Raw genomic sequence first — 19,671 nt, 5'->3', positions numbered from 1 at the left:
CGCGTTCACGGCCAGGGCGGCCGGCGCGAGCGGGGCGAGGCCCCGGACGCCGGCCCAGGGGCCTCGCCCTGGCCGGTTCCGGCGTAGGTCCGCAGGTCGGGGAGGGCGGTCGGCACCTTCCACCGGCGCAGGGCGTCCATGGGACCGGACAGCCGGACGACCTCGTCCTGGTCGACGGCGAAGCGCACGACACGCTGCTGCACGGTGCTCAGGTCACCGAAGGACCGCGGCGGTTCGGCGGGATCGCCGGGGAAGACCAGCGTGAACAGCGTGTGCGCTGTGTAGTACCGGTCGTAGAACCCTTCGACGCCCGTGCGGTCGGCCAGCCCGGCCAGCATGGCGTCGACCGTCCGGAGCGCCGTGGCCTCGGACGTCCCGGCCAGGGCCATCGCCGCGAGGCCGCTGTAGGAGCCGCTCAGGAACGACATCGTCCCGGTCTTCCCGGGCGGCCGGGCGACGACCTGCGTCAGTGTCTCGACGACGGCCGGTCCGGCGATGCCGAACCGCGTCAACGCGAAGGCGGAGGCCCAGCGCAGTTCGACGACCGGGCTCTCCAGGCAGTGCTCGACGAAGGGGACGGCCGCCGGATCGCCGAGCAGGCCGAGGGCGACCACTCCCGTCGCCGCGGCGCCGGGCGAGACCTCATCGGCGACGAACGCCTGCAACAGCGGAACCGACGTCGCCGCGGACTCGGGGAACCACGCCAGCAGGTTCGCCGTTCCGGCCCGCAGTTCGGGGCTGCCGGAGGTCAGCAGGGTGGCGAGCGCGGGGAGCGCTTCCCGGACGGCGTCGTAGGAACGCACCACCGCCTCGGCGTCGATCAGCACCTGCGCCCAGCTCTCCTCGCGCTGTCCGCGCTGCTCGTTGTCCGCCGCTTCGGCGATCCACCGGGCCCAGTCGTCGGCTTCGCCGCGCAGCCGTGTCAGGTAGGCGCGGTCTTCCTCGGGGTCGTAGCCGTTCGGCAGGTGGTTGGCGTCCAGCCCGATCGCGATGGCGGCCAGCAGCCTGACGCACCCGTGCCTGTCGGCCGTTCCCGGGTCGAGTGCCATCCGCACGAGGAACGGGACGGTGTACACCGCGGCCTGCGATCGCGTGCCCTGGTGCACGATGTGGTTCCCGAGCCGCGCACCCGGCGAATGCCGGCCCTCCCGGATCCCCGCCCGCATCGCCCGGAGGTGTCCGGGGACGTCGTCGGCCATGCCGTAGGAGTGCCGCAGCCGGGCCCAGGGCACGTCGTCCAGGCCGGCGAGGGGGTCGTCATCCGTCACGGCAGCAGATCCTGGCACACCGGGACTCCGGTTCCGTCCCGAGGTCCGCTGTCCGGTCGGACGAGGGGGCCGCCATCCGCGCCACCCCCTCCGCACGGCCGTCGCCCCTCGGCAACGGCCGACCGAACTCCCGGTCGGCATCCGGCCGTTCAGGGAGACGCATCACGACATCATGATCCACCGACGCTGATCGGTTCGAGGATCCTGCCCAGGGGGGCGTGCTTCGCCCGCCGCACCGCGCCGGTCCCTCCGCCTCGCGGGAGGCGGGGATCGTCCGATGCCCCATCGTGATCCGCGGGCGCGCAACCCCGTGTGGATGCCGGCCGTCTGTAAGGCGCTGGGGGGACGAGCCTCCGGTGCCTTTCCGTACAAGATTGGGGATCAGGTGGGGAAGCAGGTCTGGAGAGTCGCCGTGGCCGGTGGCGCGGCGGCGGTGTTCACGGCCGTGGCCGCGGTGCCGGCCGGGGCGGCCGAGGGCGGGGTCTCGTTCTCCCGTGTCCAGGTGAACGGCGGCAAGCCGATCGTGATCGGGGTGTCGGGGGAGGTCGCGGTGCCCGCCTCCTTCCGGATGACGACCACGCGCAAGTGGAAGTGGCCGGCGGTGTTCCTGTACCGCAAGGGGGCCGACCGGCTGTGGCACGCCATCGAGACGAGCGACTGCACCAAGGTGAAGTCGGGCGTCTGCGACTTCGACGAGACGATGTACTTCGACCCGAGCGTGTGGGACATGCGCAACAGCGAGGCCGGGGCCTGGAGGGTCGGAGCCGAGGTGTACTTCAAGGGCGGCGGTGGTGACGTCGACGACAAGGGTCTGACGGTCCACGTCAAGCGCAACTCCCGCCTCACCGTCAACGCCTCGCCCGAACCCGTGGCCAAGGGCAGGACCATCACCGTGACCGGAAAGGTCACCCGGGCCAACTGGGAGACCAGGAAGTACGCCTCCTACGGAGGACGCCAGGTGAGCCTGCAGTTCAAGCCCGCCGGCACCGCCTCCTACACCACGGTGAAGAAGGTGCACGCGAACGGCTCGGGCAATCTCAGGACGACCGTGAAGGCCTCCAGGACGGGTACGTGGCGCTGGGTGTACTACGGCAACACCACCACCGGGCCGTCGAAGTCGTCCGGGGACAGCGTCGTGGTGAAGTGATGTCCGCGGTCCCGGCGGGCCGGTGGGGGCCGGGTCGGCGGTAACGGCTGCGACGGTCGGGGCGTCGGGTCCGTCGCGAGCGCGGCGGACCCGGCGCCTTGCGTCCTGGCCCCGGATCGCCCCGCCCCGTGCCCGTACCGACGTCCTGGACGTGGCACAGCCGCATGATCCATCGGACAGGTCCCGGGAGGTGAGCCGGATCATCCGGTGTCAGTGGACTGGGGCAGGATGACGGCATGTCACATACGAAGAGGTTCCGGGAACACGCCCGCCGGCACGGCGTCTCCGACGACGCCGTCACCCGCATCCTGTGGTCCGTGCAGCCATCGGTCAAGATGAGCGTCAAGTCGCCCGGAAGCGTCCGGCCGGAGGACCGGGTGGTCGGTTGTGTCGGGGGGCTCCCCGACATGCCCGTGCACTCCACCTGGAAGCCCGGCGACCATTTCGTCGCCTGTCTCGATCTGGCGGCCATACCGAAACAGCCACTGGACGACCTGATCCCCCGGCAGGGACGGCTCCTGCTGTTCGCCGCCCCGGGCTACCGCGACACGTACCCGGAGAACTGGTCCGCCCCGGTGATCTTCGTGCCCCCGGGCACCGAGACGGCGGTGGCCGACGCACCCGTGGACTTCAGCTACTACACCATGCGCGAGGAGTCCCAGGAACTCCTGGAACGCAAGGTGCTCACCCTCCTGGAGCCCGCCGCATGGGACGTCCTCGGCTGGCCCGAGAGCGACCCCCCGCTCGAGGCCGCGATCGAGGAGTACGCCTCCCTGGTTCCCGACGCACCGGTCGTCAACCGGGAGGCGGGCGGCTCGCTGGACCTGCGCGGGACGCAGCTGAACCACCACGACTGGCTGGCCCTCTACGAGGAGGAGTTCCGGGAGAAGAGGGAGCAGGCGGTCTCCCTGGTCAGGGACGCCCCGGAGAGGTTCGACGAACTGCACGCCCGCGCCCTCAGGGAAGCGGCGGAAGCCTCCGAGGACAACACCGAACCGTATCTGTGCCTCGCGGAGGTCGCCGAGGCCAACGTCTTCGGTCCCGGTGACGGAGAGGTGGGCTGGGTGATTCCCCACGACGACCTCCTCGCCCAGCGGTTCGACCGCGTCGAGCATTCCTACTTCTCCTGATCCCACCTGCTGCCGCGGAAGCGGGCGCCGGCGGCCGGTACCCGCCACGGCGAACGCGGCCACGTCTTCCCCGGGACCGCGACGGCGGCCGCCGCTGCCACGCACAACCGGCCGGACGAGGAGAAGACAGGCAACCCTGCGCGCAGTGCGGTGCGCCGATGGATCCGCGGTCCCGCGACGACTTGTGCCCCGCCTCGCTCGCGTCGGACCATTCACGGCAGGCGTCATGGGGACCGTTGCACGGCGTTTCGGTCTCCTGTTCCTCACGCGCCCTCCGCAGCCGCCCGCGTCGCCGGGGCGTCCGTGCGGACGTCCCGTCCTTCCGCGTACAGCACTCCCCTGTACACGTCCCCGCGTCAACAGCCTCCCCGTACGCCCGTTCACAGGATGCCCCCGACCAGGCGGCGAGAAGGCCGTCGTCCCGCGCGGGCTACGGCTCGAGGAGTAGGCCGATGGTCCCTCTCCCCTTCCCGGGGATCACGGGCGATGATTCAACGGTGATCGGTCTGCACCAGTTGGCTGCCTTCTGCTCGATGTCCCTGCTGCTGTCCGCGATCCCGGGGCCCAGCGTGCTGTTCGTCGTCGGCCGGGCCCTTGCGCACGGGCGCCGGGCGGCGCTGGCCTCCGTACTCGGCAACGCCCTCGGCGGCTACGCCCTTGTCGTCGCCGTGGCGTTCGGGGTGGGGAACGTGGTGGCGAGGTCGGCCCTCGCCTTCGGCGTGATCAAGATCGCCGGGGCCACGTATCTGGTCTTCCTCGGCGTCCAGGCGATCCGGCACAGCCGCACGCCTTCCCCGGAGCCCGGCGCCGCGCGGGCCGTCGCCCGCGGAACGCTCCGGCAGACGTGGGAGGGGTTCACCGTCGGAGTGACGAACCCCAAGAGCATCGTCTTCCTGACGGCCGTGCTCCCGCAGTTCGTCGACCGGGACGCGGGCCACGTCGTCGGGCAGATACTGCTCCTGGGGCTGGCCGGGGCGCTGCTCCAACTGGCGTCCGACAGCGTCTGGGGACTGACGGCCTCCGCCGCGCGGGCCTGGTTCGGCCGTTCCCCGCGCCGGATGTCACTCGTGGGCGGCGCCGGCGGCCTGGCCATGATCGGACTCGGCGTCACGGTCGCCGCCACCGGCCGCGCGGACTAGGTGTGTTGACCACGAGCGTTGGCGACAGGGGGCGGGAACGCCTTCCGCCTCCGCGATCGTGGTCGGGGTGGTTCCGTGCTGACGCGAGCTGAACCGCGCGCATCACCTCACCCACCGCGAGAGGCCGCCGACCACGGGTCGGCGGCCTCTCGCCCGTTCCCTGTCGAGTACAGCGTGGTAACCGCCGGAGGGCGCGGGTGTAGGCAGGGGCGCCGGGGAGTCGCGGCGGCTGCCTTCCTGCGCTTCCGGTCCCGGGCAGGGCGGGGGCGGTTCGACCTCAGCGGCTCACCGGCCCCGGTGAGCGGTCGGCGGACGCGGTGTTCGCGGAGTGGTCCGCTGGGGCCCGGCTCGTGCGCGGTCAGCCGGCGCTTGGGTTCTAACGGTCCTCGCAACACCCGCGATCTGTGGGAGTTGCGAGGACCGTGGTCGTTGGGCGCGATGATCTTGCGGGGCTGCGGGAGCGTTTTCTTGCGCGGCTGGATGCCGTGGGGAACGTGACCGTGGTGGCGCGTGAGCTGGGGGTGAACCGGAACACTGCTTTCAGCTGGGCCCGGAAAGCTGGACGGAGCTCGGTTCGTCTGCCGCGCCGGCATCCCGGGCGGGACGAGTACGAGCGGCTTCGGGCCGCCGGTGTCGCACGCCGGGTCGCGGCCCGGCAGGTCGGCGTGAACGAGCGCACGGCCAAGGACTGGGACTGGGGCGTCAAGAAGAGCGGCACCACACGCACCTACGCCGACGGCCGCCGCGTCGACTACGCGGCGGGGACCGTCACGATGTCCGTTGTGACCACGCCACCGGTGGGCCTGACGGCCCTGGAAAAGCAGCTCCACCCGCGGTTCCTGACGCTCGCCGAGCGCGAGAAGATCCGCGATCTCCATGCGGCGGGCCACTCGCTGCGGGCGATCGGACGAGCCCTGGGACGGCCGGCGAGCACGGTCAAGCGGGAGATCGACGCGAACTCGGGCAGCGAGGGCTACCAGCCCTACGCCGCCCACCGCGCGGCCGCCGCCCGCAGGCCCCGGCCCAAGGAACGCAAACTGCTGCGCGAGGGACGGCTGCGCCGCTTCGTCCAGGACGGACTGCGCAGGCGGTGGTCACCGGAGCAGATCTGCCACGCTCTACTGAGAGAACATCCCGACGACGAGAGCATGCGGGTGAGCGTGGAGACGGTCTACCAGGCGCTGTATTTCCAGGCCCGTGGCGGCCTGAAACGGGAGGTGCAGGCGGCCGTCCGTTCCGGGCGGACCCGCCGCAAACCACGCCGGGACCCCCAGCGGCGCACCCCACGGTTCACCGACCCGATGGTGATGATCAGCGACCGCCCCGCCGACATCGAGGACCGGGCCGTGCCCGGTCACTGGGAAGGCGACCTGATCATCGGCCAGGGCGGCCGCTCCGCGATCGCCACCCTGGTCGAGCGCAGCACCCGCTACACCATGCTGGTCCACCTGCCGGGCGGAGCCCACGACGCCGAGACCGTCCGCGACGGCCTCGTCGCCACGATCCAGACCCTGCCCGCCCACCTGCGCGGTTCCCTCACCTGGGACCAGGGCAGCGAGATGGCACGCCACAAGCAGTTCAGCATGGCCACCGGCATGCCCGTCTACTTCTGCGACCCCGCATCGCCCTGGCAACGCGGCTCGAACGAGAACACCAACGGACTGCTGCGGCAGTACTTCCCCAAGGGCACCGACCTGAGCGTCCACAGCCCCGAAGACCTCGAACACGTCGCCCAGGAACTCAACGGCCGCCCACGCAAGACGCTCGGCTGGGATACCCCAGCCGAGCGTCTACGTGATCTACTCACCACCTAAAACCAAGTGGTGTTGCGACGATCCCTTGAACCCAAGGCGGAGACGGTCTCGGCGGGGTCCGTCTCGTCCGCGACCGCGGAGGGTGTGTTCCCGGGGCCGCGGAGGGCGATGTGCACGAACAGGGCGCCCATGAGGAGGGCGCCCGCCCACATGGCCTGCTGCCAGCCGTCGACGAAGGACCGCTGCGCCGCGTGGAGCAGGTCCGGTGCGTACGGTCCGGCGCCGCCCGCCGCCTCGACGGCGTTGGCGACGCCTTCCCGGGCGGTGTCCGCGGCGCCCTGGGGGATGCCGCGCAGCCTGTCGTCGATGGCGTCGCGGTAGCCCGCGGACACGAGCGCGCCGAGCAGGGCGACGCCGAGTGCGGTGCCGAACTCGCGGGTGACGTCGTTGAGGGCGGAGGCGACGCCCTGCTTCTCGCGCGGCAGGGCGGCGGTGACGGCTTCCGTGGACGGTGTCATCGACAGGCCCATGCCGACGCCCATGGCGAGCAGGCCGGGCAGGACGGACGGGTAGCCGCCGCCGACGGAGACGAGGAGCGCCATGAGCGCCATGCCGGCTCCGGCCAGTGCGACGCCCGCCATCACGGTCGAGCGGGCGCCGATCCCCGCGGCCAGCTTGGGGGCCAGGCCGGAGGCCGTCATCATCGCGAGGGCCATGGGCATCATCGCGACCGTGGACAGCAGTCCCGACCAGCCGAGTACGGCCTGGAAGAACGGGAAGAGGACCACGCCGATGCCCGCCTGGACACCGAAGACCACCAGCAGCGTGATCGAGCCGCCCGACAGTCCGCGCTCCCGGAACAGCCGTACGTCCAGCAGGGAGGCGTCGCGGCGGTGCAGCTCCCAGGCCACGAACCCGGCCGTGGCGACGAGGCCGGCCGTCAGGCCGATCAGCGTCGCGGGCGCGGTCCAGCCGCGTTCGGGGCCTTCCTGCAGGACGAAGATGAGACCGGTCACGGCGATCGCGGAGAGCAGGGCGCCGACGGTGTCGAACCGGTGGGCCGAGGTCTCGCGGGAGTCGGGGACCGACCGCAAGGTCATGGCCAGGGCCACGAGGACCAGGACCGCCGGCAGGACGAACAGCAGGCGCCAGTCGGCGACGTCGACCAGGAGCGCGGAGAGGAACATGCCCAGGATCCCGCCGCCTCCGGCGATTCCGGTCCACACGCCGATCGCCTTGCCGCGCTGTTCCTCGGGGAAGGTGGAGGTGATGACGGAGAGCGTGACCGGCATGATCATGGCGGCGCCGATGCCGCCGGCCACGCGGGCGGCGAGCATCGCTTCGGCCGTCGGGGCCAGGCCCGCGATCACGGTGGCGATGCCGAAGACCCCCAGGCCCGCGACGAGCACGGGCTTGCGGCCCAGGCGGTCGCCCAGGGCGCCGAGCGGCAGCAGCAGCGCGGCCAGGGCGAGGGTGTAGACGTTGATGATCCACAGGACCGTGCTCTGGGAGGCGCCGAATTCCACGGCCATGTGGGTCTGCGCGACGTTCAGCCCGGTCACCGAGGCGATGACCGCCATCAGGGCGAGGGAGACGGTGATCAGGATCATGCGCAGCCGGCGCGCGTCGGGGGTGTCCCGGCCGCCGTCCTGCGTGGCCGGTACGGGCTGGTTCGTCCTCATGGATTCCTCTCGGAAGGGCGTGCCGGGCCGGCGCCGGGGCAGGACCGGTCGCCGGCCGGGTGAAGGGGCGCGGGCGGCGCCGCGTCACACGACGCTAAGCCGGTCTTGCCTTGAAGGCATACACTGTTGCGCATGACGCAAGAAGATGAGGATCTGGACAGCCTCGTGCGCAAACGCATCCGCGCCCTGCGGGTGGCGCAGGGCTGGTCCCTGGAGGAACTGGCCTCCCGTGCCCACCTCAGCCAGTCCTCACTGAGCCGCATCGAGAACGGCCGGCGCCGCCTCGCGCTGGATCAGCTGGTCACCCTCGCCCGCGCCCTGGACACCACGCTCGACCAGCTCGTGGAGACCGCCACCGAGGACGTCGTCATCAGCCCGACGATCGACGGCGCCCACGGCCGGATGCGCTGGACCGTCAAGGCGGACCCCGGGATGAGCGTGGTGCGCCAGCGGATGACCGAACCGCCCCCCGAGAACCCGGCGCGCATGCGCGCCCACCCGGGGCGCGAATGGCTGGTCGTCCTGTCCGGCACGGCGATCCTCATGCTCGGCCACCGCCGCTTCCGCCTCGAGACCCATCAGGCCGCCGAGTTCCCCACGATGATGCCGCACGCGATCGGCGCCGACGGCGGACCCTGCGAGATCCTGGGCATCTTCGACCGCGACGCCCGCCGCGGCCACCAGAACGACAGCGGCGACGACGCCCAGGGCGCTCCCGGGTGACGGAGAGGCCGCGCGACGGGCCTCCCCGGCGGCGGTCTCTTGCGCGTCGGGCAACGCTCTCGACCATCGTCTTGCGCGGGCCGGGATGCTTCGTGCCGCAGGCGCATGTCCGTCCTAGCGTGAGAAGCATGAACCACGCCCACACCCACACCCACGCTCCCCGCCACGGCGCTCCGCACGGTCACCACCACGAGTGCGCGACGGACGGCCAGGCGGAGATCCTCGACCTGGACGCCGAGGTCCTCGCCGAGCACACCGCCTCCCTCACCGCGTGGCTGCCGCTGCAGGCCGCCCCGCACCACATCGTGGACCTGGGCTGCGGTACGGGCGCGGGCACCTTCGCCCTCCTCGACCGCTTCCCCGACGCGCACGTCACCGCCGTCGACGCCTCCGCCGAACACCTGCACCGTCTGCGCGCCAAGGCGCGCACCCGCGGCGTCCAGGAGCGCGTGCGCACGGTGCGGGCCGACCTCGACGAAGCGGCCTGGCCCGGCCTCGGCTCACCGGACCTGGTCTGGGCGTCGGCCTCGATGCACCACATGGCCCGTCCCGACCGTGCCCTGCGCACCGTCCACGCCGCGCTCGCACCCGGCGGCCTGTTCGCCGTCGTCGAACTGGCCGGCCATCCCCGCTTCCTGCCCGAGGACGCCCCCGAGGACCGGCCCGGTCTGGAAGAGCGCGTCCACGCCGCGGCCGACCGCCGCCAGGCCGCGCACCTGCCCCACCGGGGCGCCGACTGGGGCCCCATGCTGACCGCCGCCGGATTCACCGTCGAGGGCGAGCGCACCGTCGCCGTGAACCTCGAAGGCTCGCGCAGTGAAGCGATCGGCCGCTACGCCACCGGCGTCCTGCGGCGCATCCGCGGCGCCGTCGCGGACGGACTCTCCCCCGAGGACCTCACCGCGCTCGACCGGCTCCTCGACACCGACGGCCCGCACAGCATCCTGCGCCGCGACGACCTGACGGTACGCACCGAACGCACCGTCTGGGCCGCCCGCCGCACCTGACCACGGACGGCTCCTGCCGCCGGGGCGGGCCCGCCTCCGGGCCCGCGTACAGCACGCCTCCGTACAGGCGTCGTCGCTGGCGGCGTGCCGGTCGCGGCCGTCACGCTCGCCGCAGCACCACGCGCGCCGCGCGGACGTCGACGGGCCCGCGCCCCGCCGGCAGGTCGCCCTCCAGCTGGACCCGGCCCACGGGCTCCTCCCGGGAGGGCCGGGCGGCCTCGATGGTGAGGCGGGCCCGGGCCCCCCGGGCGAGCCGGCGGTGGATGACCTGCTCGTTGGCGGTCACCACCTGCCGGGTGGCCCAGTGGGCGGTCCCCCGGTCGGGGTAGGAGGTCGACCGGAACTCTCTGACCTTGCCCTCGTCCGGCGGCGGACCCTTGATCCACGCCTCGATGGCGGTCTTGTTCTGGTTGAGGTTGTGCTCGGCCAGCTCCTCCGCCCGCCGGCAGTCCGGGAAGGCCGAAGAGGCGCGGGGGTACGGCTTGCCGTGCGGCCATGCCTGCGTCGGGCCGTTCGTCTGCTGGTCGCGCAGGCGCTGCGCGAGTTGCTCGTCCGTCTTGCCGACGCGCCTGTCCAGGATGTGACCGTGCTCCAGGTACTCGTCGGCGGCGAGATCGAGGTCGTGCCTGTCGGCCGAGTCGGCCTTCAGCGTGAGTCCCAGCGGGGTGTCAGCCTCGGTGGAACGAGAACGACCGATGGCCCCGACCGTGTCGGTCGGGGCCATCGGTGGAGCGGTGTGTCCGAGGGGGGACTTGAACCCCCACGCCCGATAAAGGGCACTAGCACCTCAAGCTAGCGCGTCTGCCATTCCGCCACCCGGACAAGGTGTCCGTCGCCTTCGCGGGGTGTTCCCCGGGCGGCGACAGGGACAACCATACCAAGGTTTCGCAGCGCCTTTCACCTGCGTTTTCCGTGCCTCCGGGCGGTGGTGGGCGGGGTGCACGGTGTGTGTCCGGGCGGTGGTGGGCGGGGTGCACGGTGTGTGTCCGGGCGGTCACGTGCGCCCGGACCCGAGCCGGTGCGCGGCGGCCCTTCCCGCGGGTGGCGCGGGAGGGGCCGCCGTTCGGCCGGGCGGGGCGGTCAGCGGCGCCGCTTGCGCAGGGCCGCCAGGTTGTCGTAGCTGATCTTGGCCTCGCGCAGCGACTGCGCGGGGTCGGTGGCGCTCGGGGAGTTGTCGTCCTCGACCATCGGGTTGTGGTAGTTCCGCTCGCCGACGCGGGAGAAGAACGCCGTGTAGTCGATGACGCCCGTTCCGAAGGGCACCATGTCGTAGCCCATGCCGTTGGTCGTGCTGACGACGCCGTCCTTGGCGTGGAACAGCGGGTAGCGCTTGTTGTGGCGGGCGACCAGGCCGGCCGGGTCGAAGACGTTCTTCCTGGTCGAGCCGTCGTGGGCGGTGTACGTGTGGAACTTGTACTGGGCGACGTGCGCCCAGAAGACGTCCATCTCCAGCCAGACGAGCCGGGGGTCGGTGATCTTCAGGAAGTACTCCAGCTTGCGGATGCCGGAGCTGCGGGTCGGCCGGCCCTGGTCGTCCAGCGGGCCGCCGTCGAGCAGGAAGCCGTAGGCGCTGTCGTGGTTGTGGGTGTAGAGCTTGATGCCCTGACGGCGGGCGATCTCACCGAGGGCGTTCCACTTGTCGGCGGCCACGTCCCAGTCGGCGCGGTAGGAGCTGCCGGTGGGGTCGCCGCCGGTGCCCATGTGGTCCATGCCGAGGATGTTGGCGATCTCCAGGTGCTTCTTGAAGGTGTCCTTGTCCGCCGTGGTGAGCGGCCAGGAGGACGGGATGAAGCCGTGGTTGCCCTGGGCGCGCAGCCCGTAGTCGTCGAGCCAGCGGCGCAGCAGCCTGGCGCCCTGGACGGATTCCAGGTCGTCGCCGCCGGGGGCGTTCGCGTGCTGGCGGTAACCGGCGAACTCCACCTGGCGGTAGCCGTGGCGGGCCAGCTGCCTGAACACCTCGCGGAAGCCGGAGGGCAGGTCGCTCGCGAGGGGGTCGCGGGCGATGGCGTCACGGACGGTGTAGAGGATGATGCCGCGCTTGTGCGGCGGGACGAGCACCTGCCCGCGCCCGTGTCCGTGGTCGTGTCGGTGGTCTCCGCCCCGGTCGTGGGCCACGGCGGGGGCGGCGCCGAAGACGGGGGCGGCGACGGCTCCGGCCGCCACGGCGGTGCAGGTGCTGAGGAACCGGCGCCGGTCCACACCGAGGGTGCGGCGCAGCCCCTCGTCCGGGGTGTCGGCGGCTTCGGTGCGTGAGGGGTCGGAGTACGGGGTCACGAGTGGCCTGCCTTCTCGGTCGTGGCCGGCTCCGGTCCCGCCGGGACCGGCCGTTGTCAGTGCCGTGTGTTTCACTCTCGGTAGTCGGATGTCGGCGGCCGTGCGTGGTGCGGTGTCAGCCGAGTCCGGCGAGCCGGAGCAGGAGTTGTTTCACATCGGTGGCCGCGACGCGGTCGCCGAGGGCGCGGGGGGTGGAGCAGATGAGGAGCGGACCGTCGTCGTCGCTCGCGGGGAGGCGGCCGTGGCTGCCGCGGATGGGCGAGGGGTCCAGGGGCACGACCGCCATGCGGTAGCGCATGCCGAGCTTCTTGCGCGCCAGCGCGCCGGCCGCCTTGACCTTGACGTAGGGGTCGAGGGGGTCCATGAAGAGCTCGACCGGGTCGTAGCCGGGTTTGCGGTGGATCTCGACGAGCTGCGCGAAGTCGGGCGCGCGGTCGTCGTCGAGCCAGTAGTAGTACGTGAACCAGGCGTCGGTTTCGGCGACGGCGACCAGTTCGCCGGCGCGCGGGTGGTCGAGGTGGTGGGCCTTCTTGCCCTCGTCGTCGAGGAGCTGCTCGATGCCGGGCAGTCCCTCGAGGGCGGCGCGGGTGGCGTCGAGGTCCTCGGGGCGGCGCACGTAGACGTGGGCGAGCTGGTGGTCGGCGACCGCGAAGGCGCGGGAGGCCATCGGGTCGAGGTACTCCATGCCGTCCTGGGTGTGGACCTCGAGGAGGCCGGCGCGGCGCAGGGCGCGGTTGATGTCCACGGGCCGGTTCACGCGGGTGATGCCGTACTCGGACAGGGCGACGACGGTACGGCCCTCGGCGCGGGCGTCGTCGAGGAGCGGGGCCACGGCGGCGTCGAGGTCGGCGGCGGCCTTCAGGGAGCGCGGGTCGTCGGGGCCGAAGCGCTGCAGGTCGTAGTCGAGGTGAGGGAGGTAGCACAGGGTCAGGTCGGGGTGGCGGGTGCGCATGACGTGGCGGGTGGCGTCGATGATCCACCGGCTGGAGACCAGGTCGGCGCCGGGGCCCCAGAAGTGGAACAGGGGGAACGTGCCGAACTTCTCGGTCAGTTCGTCGTGCAGGGCGGGCGGCCGGGTGTAGCAGTCGGGTTCCTTGCGGCCGTCGGCGTAGTAGACCGGGCGGGGGGTGACGGTGATGTCGGTGTCGGCGCCCATGGCGTACCACCAGCAGATGTTGGCGACGGTGTAGCCGGGGTGGGCGCGGCGGGCGGCGTCCCAGAGCTTGTCGCCGGCGACGAGGCCGTTGTGCTGCCGCCACAGCAGGACGTCGCCGAGCTCGCGGAAGTACCAGCCGTTGCCGACGATGCCGTGCTCGGAGGGTGTGGTGCCGGTGAGGAAGGTGGACTGGGCGGCGCAGGTGACGGCGGGCAGGACGGTGCCGAGCGGGGCGCGGGAGCCGGACTGGCCGAGCGACTTGAGGTGGGGCATGTGGTCGAGGAGCCGGGGGGTGAGGCCCACGACGTCGAGGACGAGCAGGGGGGTGGGGCCGGTCATGGGAGCTCCTTCAGGCCGAGGTCCGTCAGGAGGTCGCGGGCCAGGGCGAGTTCGGCGGCGATGCCGTCGGCGAGCTGGGTGCGGCCGCGGGGGCGCAGCTCGGGCGGGAGGGCCTGCCAGGTGTAGGTCTCGACCTCGAGGTGGCGGGTGAGGGGGTGCGGGCCGCCGACGAGCCGGGTCAGGACGGACTTCAGGACGGGCAGCGTGGAGGTGAGGGGCGCGGCGGGAGCCGCGTGCAGCGGGACGTGGAAGTGGGAGCGCCAGGGAGCCGTGTCGGGCAGGGCGTCGCCGGCCAGGGCCTCGTCGAGGTCGTCGGTGCCGCGCAGGCCGACGGGGGTGGAGGTGCGGGTCTGGTGCAGGAAGCGGGGTTCGGCGAAGGCGGCCAGGGCCTCGCGGACCTCGGGGAGGTGGGGCTGCTCGGCGTGCAGGGCGGCGGAGAGCTGCGACTTGACCACGGGCACGCCGGCCCGGGTGAGGTCGTCCAGGGCGGTGTGCGGGTCTTCGAAGGAGGTGGCGAGGTGGCAGGTGTCGACGCAGATGCCGACGCGGTCGTGGGCGATCGCGGTGAGCGGTGCGATGGCGTCCCGGGTGGTCTCGACGACGCAGCCGGGTTCCGGTTCCAGGGCGACGCGGACGGAGCGTCCGGTCAGCTCCTCGAGGGCGTCGAGGCGTTCGGCGAGGGTGCGCAGGGCGGTGCGGGCCGTCTCCGCCCGCTGCTCGTCATGGGCGGTGCGCCAGGCGAGGGGCAGGGTGGAGATGCTGCCGTCGGTGACGTCGTCGGGGAGGAGTCCGGCGAGGACGCGGGCCAGGGAGGTGGTGTGCTCCAGGCGCTCGGGGTCGGCCCAGTCCGGTGTGTAGACGCGGTACTTGACCTCTTCGGCGCCGAAGCCCTCGTAGGGGAAGCCGTTGAGGGTGACGACCTCCAGGCCGCGCCGGTCGAGTTCGCAGCGCAGTCCGCGCAGGGCGGCGGGGTCGGTGACGAGGGCGTGCGCGGCGTCCCTGGCGAGCCACAGGCCGATGCCGAGCCTGTCCCGGCCGAGGCGGCGGCGGACCGGCTCGCAGTGGTCGCGGAGCTGGGCGAGGACGCCGTCCAGGGTTTCGGCGGGGTGCACGTTGGTGCAGTAGGCGAGGTGGACGGTGGAGCCGTCGGGGTGGCGGAAGCGCATGGCTCACGCCTCCGTGGCGGGGGCGCCGGCCGGCTGGGGCTCGTCCTTCGGTGCGCCGCGCAGGACGGAGTTGCCCTCGTGGGTGGCGCCGGTGGCGCCGACGTCGAGGTTCAGGCGGCCGCTGAGCCCGTAGAAGGCGACGGGGTTGCGCCACAGCACCCGGTCGACGTCGTCCTCGGTGAAGCCCTCGGCGAGCATCAGGTCGGCCACCTTGCGGGTCTTGAGGGGGTCGCTCCTGCCCCAGTCGGCGGCGGAGTTCACCAGGACCTGCTCGGGGCCGTGGGCGCGCAGGATCGCGACCATCCGTTCCTCGTCCATCTTGGTGTCCGGGTAGACGGAGAAGCCGAGCCAGGCGCCGCTGTCCTTGGCCTCCTTGACGGTGGTCTCGTTGAGGTGGTCGACCAGGACCCGGTCGGTGGGCAGGGCGGACTCGCGGACGACGTCCAGGGTGCGGCGCAGCCCGGCGAGCTTGTCGCGGTGCGGGGTGTGCACCAGCGCGGGCAGGCCGTGGTCGGCGGCGAGCTGGAGCTGGGCGGCGAGGGCGGTGTCCTCGGCGGGGGTCATGGAGTCGTAGCCGATCTCGCCGACGGCCACCACGTTGTCCTTGACGAGATACCGGGGCAGCGCGTCGAGGACGGGCGTGCAGCGCGGGTCGTTGGCCTCTTTCGGGTTGAGGGCGAGGGTGCAGTGGTGGGCGATGCCGTACTGGGCGGCGCGGAAGGGTTCCCAGCCGAGGAGGGCGTCGAAGTAGTCGAGGAAGGAGGCCGGGGAGGTGCGGGGCTGGCCGAGCCAGAAGGAGGGCTCGACGACGGCGCGGACGCCCGCTGCGTACATGGCCTCGTAGTCGTCGGTGGTGCGCGACGTCATGTGGATGTGGGGGTCGAAGATGCGCATCAGGACTCCTTGCCGTGGGGGTCGTCCGTGCCGTGCGGCGGGGTGGCGGGGGCGGAGCCGGTCAGGGCCAGGACGCGGTGCAGGTCCTCGGGGACGGGGCGGCCGGCGGCGGTGCGTTCCGCGGCGTAGTCGCCGAGCATGCGGGCGAGTTCGCCGTCGCCCCGGGCGCGCCGGTCCAGGTCCGCCACCTGGTCGAGGCCGACGCCGGTGAACAGGCACTTCAGGACCGCGTGCCGCCAGGCGTGGGCGTCGAGGTGCCGGGCGGCGTAGGGGCCGAGGGCGGCGGCGACGAGCCGGGTGTCGTTGGTGCGCAGGGCGTCCTCGACGAGCGGGAGGGCGCCGGGGCCGTCGGGCACCAGGTGCGGCAGGGCGTGCAGGACGGCGCGGCGTTCGTCGGCGGTGCCCTGGAAGTAGACCCGGCTCAGCGCGTCGGCGTCGGCGCGGGCCGCGTGCAGGATGAGGACGCGGGCGGCGTCGGCGTGGGCGGGGCCGCAGCGGCGGCCGGCCTCGGCCAGGCGCAGCTCCCACACGGAGACGGGCCCGTGGGCGCCGGGGTGGGCGGCGGCCTCGTCCAGGGCCTGGTCGAGCCAGGCGCGGGCGGCTCCGCCCAGCCGGTCGTCGAGGCGTCGGCGCAGTTCGGCGGGCGGGGTGAGGGCGGGGGTGGCGCCGTCACCGGGGGTCGCCGGTCCGCCGGTGGTGTCCGCCTCCGGGGTGGCCGGTGCGGCATGCGGGCGGGTCATGGGGTGCTGCTCCCTTCGGGGGTGGCGGAGGGATCGCCGTGCGGTGGGACGGGGACGGGAGGGGCGGCCTGGCGGAGGAACGGGAGGGAGTGGGCGGCGAAGTGGGGGCCCGCGTGGGAGTGGCGGGGCAGTTCGACGACCGTCAGGCCCTGGTAGCCGGTGGCGGCGAGGGCCGCGAGGACGGGCGGGAAGTCGATCTCGCCGTCGCCGAAGGGGAGGTGCTCGTGGACGCCTCGGCGCATGTCCTCGATCTGGACGTGGCGCAGCCAGGGGGCGGCGTCGCGTACGCAGTCGGCGGGCGGGAGGGGCTCGAGGCACTGGCAGTGGCCGAGGTCCAGGGTGAGGCCGAGGGGCCCGGGGTCGCCGAGCGTGCGGCGCAGGTGGTGGAAGTCGGCGAGGGTGGCGAGGAGGTGGCCGGGCTCGGGTTCGACGGCGAGGGGGACGCCGGCGGTGGCGGCGGCGTCCAGGACGGGGGTGAGGGTCTCGGCGAGGCGTTTCCAGGCGGTGTCCTCGTCGGTGCCGGCGGGGACGGTGCCGCTGAAGCAGTGCACGGCGTGCGCGCCGAGGTCGGCGGCGACGCGGACCGCCCGCAGGAGGAGGTCGGCGCGGCGGGCGCGGTCGTCCGGGTCGGGGTCCAGCAGCGAGGGGCCGTGCTTGCGGCGGGGGTCGAGCACGTAGCGGGCGCCGGTCTCCACGGTCACGCCGAGCCCGAGCTCGTCCAGCCGGTGCGCCACCCGGCGGGTGCGGGCGGCGAGGTCCGGGGCGAGCGGGTCGAGGTGCATGTGGTCGAGGGTCAGGCCCACGCCGTCGTAGCCGAGGTCGGCGAGGAGGGCGAGGGCGTCGTCGAGGCGGAGGTCGGCGAGGCCGTTGGTGCCGTAGCCGAAGCGGAGGGGGGTGCCGGCGTGCCGGTTCGCGTCCCGGGCCCCGTCCGCGCGTGCGGCCCGGCTCGTGTCCGGGGCCGTGTTCCCGCCCGGGCCGTGACCGTCCCCGGCCGCCTCCCGGCTCGCGCCCTGGTTCGGGTTCCGGCTCATGTGATGCTCACCTTCCTCATGCCGGCCCTCCTCGCGAACATCCGGCCGGCCGGGGCCAGGGCCGCGACCAGGAGGGACGTGGCGGTCGCGCCGGAGCGGGCGGCGAGTGCGGCCTGGAGCGGGATCGTGGCGCGGATGCCGCCGCCGACGGCGCGCTGGGTGAGCGGGGGTGAGGGGTTGAGCGCGGCGTGGACGTAGGGCCGGGCGGCCGTGACGGCGTAGGCGGCGCCCAGGACGGTGGCGAGGACGCCGGTGGCCCGGGGCGTGCCCCCGGTCGGGCCGGGACCCGGCAGGCCGGGGGCGGCTGCTGCCCGCCGGCCTGCCGGGGGTCGGGTGCGGCGGTGGGCGACCAGCCGGGTCAGCGCCCCCGTCGTCGCGAGGGCCGCCAGCGGGGCCAGGGCCGAGCCGCCGGTGGTCTCCCGGCGGGAGACGGCCGTGACCGCGAGGGTGTGGCCGCCGAGCAGCGCGGCGGAGGGCAGTGCGGCGCGGGCGCCGCCGCCGGTGGCCGCGGCGCCCAGGAGCAGGTCGAGTCCGCGGGCGGCGGCCATGGCCGCGGGACCGGCGGGCGTGTGCTTCAGGGCGAGGTCGTAGGCCCAGACGGTCGCCGCCAGGGGGGCGGCCACCGCGAGGGCGGGCCGTCCCGCGCCGGCGGCGAGCGCCAGTCCGGCGCCGGTGAGGGCACCGGCGGCGGTGAGGGCGGCGGCCGGGCGGATGCGGCCGGACGGCAGCGGGCGGTGCGGACGCTCCACGGCGTCCTCGGCGCGGTCCGCCCAGTCGTTCAGGGCCATGCCGGCCTCGTACAGGCACACGGAGGAGCCGATCGCGAGCAGGGTCCGCGGCCCGGGGCGCGCACCGGCCGCCGCCGCACCGGCCAGGGCGTCGCCGGGGACGGTGAAGAGGGCGGGCAGCCGCAGCAGTTCGGCCCAGGCGGCCGCGCGGGCCGGGCCGGCCGTCGCTCCGGCCGGGGCGGTCGTGCGGCTCATCGGTGTGCCTCGCGGTCGTCGGCGCCGGCGCCGTCCCGCAGCCGTTCGGCGAAGCGCCTCAGCTCCGTGTACTGCTCGGCCAGGGACGACGGGCCGTCGCCGACCGGATCCTTGAAGTAGAAGCCCAGTTCGCCCAGCGGGCCGGTCAGGCCCTTCTGCCGGGCGCGGGCGGTCAGCCGGGCCAGGTCGAGGACGAGGGGGGCGGCGAGGGCCGAGTCGCAGCCCTGCCAGGTGGTCTGGAGGACCATCCGGGCGCCGAGGAAGCCGTCGAAGGCGATGTGGTCCCAGGCCGTCTTCCAGTCGCCGAGCGCGGGCACGTCGTCGATGTGGACCTCGCCCTCGGGGGTGGTGCCGAGGGTGTCGGCGAGGACGCGTTCCTTGCCGGCGTTCTTGGCCGCGGCGGCAGCGGGGTCGGCGAGGGCGGCGCCGTCGCCGCCGCCCAGGAGGTTGGTGCCGGACCAGGCGCGCACGGCGAGGGCGCGCTGGAGGAACATCGGGCCGAGCACGGAGCGCAGCAGGGTCTGCCCGGTCTTGCCGTCGCGGCCCGCGTACGGCAGGCCCGAGGAGGCGGCGAGCGGAGCCAGCGCGGGGTGGTGCAGGCCCGTGGAGGGGGTGAAGTTGACGTAGGGGCAGCCGGCGCGCAGGGCGGCCGCCGCGTAGAGGGAGCTGGGCGGCAGGGTGCCGTCGGTGGGGGCCGGCTCGGTGGAGGCGACGTTGATCACGACGGCGCCCGCGAGGTCCTGGCGGCGCACGAAGTCGCGGATGTCGGCCGCGAACACGTCGATCCACTGGTCCTGGGTGCGGCCGGTGTCACCGGGCAACGGACCGCCGGGCCTGATCTCCCGGTCGGCGGCGACGAGTTCGGCGTGCACCGCGGACGGCAGGCCGTGCGGCAGGACGCCGCCGTCGGCGAGGTGCTCGGCACGCTTGGGCAGCGGGCAGTCGACGGTGTCGTGTCCGCCGAAGACGAGGGACGACACCGGGGGCAGACCGCAGGAGATGAAGTCGGGGGTCTCGGTGACCATGCCGGTCGGCGGGTGGAGCCCGGCGGCGACGGCGGCGCAGCCCGCGATCGCGGTCGTGGCGACGGATCCGCGTGCGCCGATGAGCCAGACGCCGCAGCGGGGGGCCGGGGTGGGGGCGGGGAGGAGCGGTTCGGCGGACATGGGCAGCCTCCTTGTCGTACGCGAACCTGGTGCGAGCGCCGGAAGGGGGGACGAGCGGGGTGCCGGGCGCGG

General features: G+C 73.6%; 17 protein-coding genes, 1 tRNA gene and 1 pseudogene. 6 read left to right on the top strand and 13 right to left on the bottom strand.

Features of this window, described 5'->3' with window-relative positions; all coding sequences use genetic code 11:
* Positions 1 to 5: 5 nt before the first annotated feature.
* Entirely contained in the window at positions 6 to 1,268 is a 1,263-nt protein-coding gene (locus ACZ8ZB_RS29105; RefSeq protein ID WP_470740588.1) for a HEAT repeat domain-containing protein, read from the bottom strand.
* A gap of 385 nt (positions 1,269 to 1,653) precedes the next feature.
* On the opposite strand from ACZ8ZB_RS29105, the gene ACZ8ZB_RS29100 reads away from it, so the two are divergent.
* The 4 genes from ACZ8ZB_RS29100 (at position 1,654) to ACZ8ZB_RS29085 (ending at position 6,498) form a co-directional block, all read left to right on the top strand.
* Positions 1,654 to 2,415: a hypothetical protein gene (locus ACZ8ZB_RS29100; RefSeq protein ID WP_470740587.1), complete on the top strand. Its 762-nt coding sequence runs from the start codon at positions 1,654 to 1,656 to the stop codon at positions 2,413 to 2,415.
* Between the two features lie 236 nt (positions 2,416 to 2,651).
* Positions 2,652 to 3,545 carry a DUF1963 domain-containing protein gene (locus tag ACZ8ZB_RS29095; RefSeq protein WP_470740586.1) on the top strand — a complete coding sequence of 298 codons (894 nt, stop codon included), beginning with the start codon at positions 2,652 to 2,654 and terminating at the stop codon, positions 3,543 to 3,545.
* 452 nt (positions 3,546 to 3,997) lie between these two features.
* A complete protein-coding gene (locus tag ACZ8ZB_RS29090) occupies positions 3,998 to 4,684 on the top strand; it encodes a LysE family translocator (protein ID WP_470740585.1) in 687 nt (228 codons plus the stop codon).
* 578 nt (positions 4,685 to 5,262) lie between these two features.
* Positions 5,263 to 6,498, top strand: coding sequence for an IS30 family transposase (locus ACZ8ZB_RS29085; protein ID WP_470741562.1), 1,236 nt, complete (start codon positions 5,263 to 5,265; stop codon positions 6,496 to 6,498).
* On the opposite strand, the gene ACZ8ZB_RS29080 is transcribed toward ACZ8ZB_RS29085, so the two are convergent.
* Positions 6,495 to 8,120, bottom strand: coding sequence for an MFS transporter (locus tag ACZ8ZB_RS29080; protein ID WP_470740584.1), 1,626 nt, complete (start codon positions 8,118 to 8,120; stop codon positions 6,495 to 6,497). The genes ACZ8ZB_RS29085 and ACZ8ZB_RS29080 overlap by 4 nt on opposite strands.
* 132 nt (positions 8,121 to 8,252) lie before the next feature.
* On the opposite strand from ACZ8ZB_RS29080, the gene ACZ8ZB_RS29075 reads away from it, so the two are divergent.
* Both ACZ8ZB_RS29075 and ACZ8ZB_RS29070 read left to right on the top strand, forming a co-directional pair.
* On the top strand, positions 8,253 to 8,843 hold the full coding sequence (locus tag ACZ8ZB_RS29075) for a helix-turn-helix domain-containing protein (RefSeq protein ID WP_470740583.1): 591 nt from the start codon (positions 8,253 to 8,255) through the stop codon (positions 8,841 to 8,843).
* A gap of 128 nt (positions 8,844 to 8,971) precedes the next feature.
* Positions 8,972 to 9,850 (top strand): class I SAM-dependent methyltransferase, encoded by an 879-nt coding sequence (locus ACZ8ZB_RS29070; RefSeq protein WP_470740582.1) that lies wholly within the window; start codon positions 8,972 to 8,974, stop codon positions 9,848 to 9,850.
* Between the two features lie 100 nt (positions 9,851 to 9,950).
* Here ACZ8ZB_RS29070 and ACZ8ZB_RS29065 read toward each other — a convergent pair whose 3' ends face one another.
* The 11 genes and pseudogenes from ACZ8ZB_RS29065 to ACZ8ZB_RS29015 all read right to left on the bottom strand — a co-directional run bounded on the left by ACZ8ZB_RS29065 (position 9,951) and on the right by ACZ8ZB_RS29015 (position 19,599).
* Positions 9,951 to 10,232: an RNase A-like domain-containing protein gene (locus ACZ8ZB_RS29065; RefSeq protein ID WP_470741606.1), complete on the bottom strand. Its 282-nt coding sequence runs from the start codon at positions 10,230 to 10,232 to the stop codon at positions 9,951 to 9,953.
* Between the two features lie 3 nt (positions 10,233 to 10,235).
* A pseudogene (locus tag ACZ8ZB_RS29060) lies at positions 10,236 to 10,574 on the bottom strand (hypothetical protein); the annotation flags it as partial.
* Between the two features lie 13 nt (positions 10,575 to 10,587).
* A tRNA-Leu gene (locus ACZ8ZB_RS29055) sits at positions 10,588 to 10,672 on the bottom strand.
* Between the two features lie 258 nt (positions 10,673 to 10,930).
* Positions 10,931 to 12,124, bottom strand: coding sequence for a sugar phosphate isomerase/epimerase family protein (locus ACZ8ZB_RS29050; protein ID WP_470740581.1), 1,194 nt, complete (start codon positions 12,122 to 12,124; stop codon positions 10,931 to 10,933).
* Positions 12,125 to 12,239: 115 nt separating this feature from the next.
* Positions 12,240 to 13,619 (bottom strand): nucleotide pyrophosphatase/phosphodiesterase family protein, encoded by a 1,380-nt coding sequence (locus ACZ8ZB_RS29045; RefSeq protein ID WP_470740580.1) that lies wholly within the window; start codon positions 13,617 to 13,619, stop codon positions 12,240 to 12,242.
* Positions 13,616 to 14,785 (bottom strand): metabolite traffic protein EboE, encoded by a 1,170-nt coding sequence (gene eboE / locus ACZ8ZB_RS29040; RefSeq protein ID WP_470740579.1) that lies wholly within the window; start codon positions 14,783 to 14,785, stop codon positions 13,616 to 13,618. Before eboE ends, ACZ8ZB_RS29045 begins: the two co-directional genes overlap by 4 nt.
* Positions 14,786 to 14,788: 3 nt before the next feature.
* Positions 14,789 to 15,679 (bottom strand): TatD family hydrolase, encoded by an 891-nt coding sequence (locus tag ACZ8ZB_RS29035; protein ID WP_470740578.1) that lies wholly within the window; start codon positions 15,677 to 15,679, stop codon positions 14,789 to 14,791.
* On the bottom strand, positions 15,679 to 16,419 hold the full coding sequence (locus ACZ8ZB_RS29030; RefSeq protein ID WP_470740577.1) for an EboA domain-containing protein: 741 nt from the start codon (positions 16,417 to 16,419) through the stop codon (positions 15,679 to 15,681). The genes ACZ8ZB_RS29035 and ACZ8ZB_RS29030 overlap by 1 nt, the downstream gene beginning before the upstream one ends.
* Complete coding sequence (locus ACZ8ZB_RS29025; protein ID WP_470740576.1) at positions 16,416 to 17,450, bottom strand: sugar phosphate isomerase/epimerase family protein; 1,035 nt, start codon at positions 17,448 to 17,450, stop codon at positions 16,416 to 16,418. Before ACZ8ZB_RS29025 ends, ACZ8ZB_RS29030 begins: the two co-directional genes overlap by 4 nt.
* A complete protein-coding gene (locus ACZ8ZB_RS29020; RefSeq protein ID WP_470740575.1) occupies positions 17,447 to 18,433 on the bottom strand; it encodes an SCO3242 family prenyltransferase in 987 nt (328 codons plus the stop codon). Before ACZ8ZB_RS29020 ends, ACZ8ZB_RS29025 begins: the two co-directional genes overlap by 4 nt.
* Positions 18,430 to 19,599 (bottom strand): inositol-3-phosphate synthase, encoded by a 1,170-nt coding sequence (locus tag ACZ8ZB_RS29015; RefSeq protein ID WP_470740574.1) that lies wholly within the window; start codon positions 19,597 to 19,599, stop codon positions 18,430 to 18,432. Before ACZ8ZB_RS29015 ends, ACZ8ZB_RS29020 begins: the two co-directional genes overlap by 4 nt.
* Positions 19,600 to 19,671: the final 72 nt, after the last annotated feature.

This window comes from Streptomyces sp. 12E (assembly GCF_055633275.1).
The sequence above is the reverse complement of the archived record's forward strand: the minus strand, read 5'-3'. Positions and strand labels throughout refer to the sequence as shown.

Excerpts from the sequence above, each read along its gene's own strand:
- ACZ8ZB_RS29090 (WP_470740585.1), top strand. The coding sequence starts at position 3,998 with ATGGTCCCTCTCCCCTTCCCGGGGATCACGGGCGATGATTCAACGGTG.
- ACZ8ZB_RS29045 (WP_470740580.1), bottom strand. The coding sequence starts at position 13,619 with ATGACCGGCCCCACCCCCCTGCTCGTCCTCGACGTCGTGGGCCTCACC.
- eboE (WP_470740579.1), bottom strand. The coding sequence starts at position 14,785 with ATGCGCTTCCGCCACCCCGACGGCTCCACCGTCCACCTCGCCTACTGC.
- ACZ8ZB_RS29025 (WP_470740576.1), bottom strand. The coding sequence starts at position 17,450 with ATGAGCCGGAACCCGAACCAGGGCGCGAGCCGGGAGGCGGCCGGGGAC.
- ACZ8ZB_RS29070 (WP_470740582.1), top strand. The coding sequence starts at position 8,972 with ATGAACCACGCCCACACCCACACCCACGCTCCCCGCCACGGCGCTCCG.
- ACZ8ZB_RS29095 (WP_470740586.1), top strand. The coding sequence starts at position 2,652 with ATGTCACATACGAAGAGGTTCCGGGAACACGCCCGCCGGCACGGCGTC.
- ACZ8ZB_RS29080 (WP_470740584.1), bottom strand. The coding sequence starts at position 8,120 with ATGAGGACGAACCAGCCCGTACCGGCCACGCAGGACGGCGGCCGGGAC.
- ACZ8ZB_RS29015 (WP_470740574.1), bottom strand. The coding sequence starts at position 19,599 with ATGTCCGCCGAACCGCTCCTCCCCGCCCCCACCCCGGCCCCCCGCTGC.
- ACZ8ZB_RS29020 (WP_470740575.1), bottom strand. The coding sequence starts at position 18,433 with ATGAGCCGCACGACCGCCCCGGCCGGAGCGACGGCCGGCCCGGCCCGC.
- ACZ8ZB_RS29075 (WP_470740583.1), top strand. The coding sequence starts at position 8,253 with ATGACGCAAGAAGATGAGGATCTGGACAGCCTCGTGCGCAAACGCATC.
- ACZ8ZB_RS29035 (WP_470740578.1), bottom strand. The coding sequence starts at position 15,679 with ATGCGCATCTTCGACCCCCACATCCACATGACGTCGCGCACCACCGAC.
- ACZ8ZB_RS29030 (WP_470740577.1), bottom strand. The coding sequence starts at position 16,419 with ATGACCCGCCCGCATGCCGCACCGGCCACCCCGGAGGCGGACACCACC.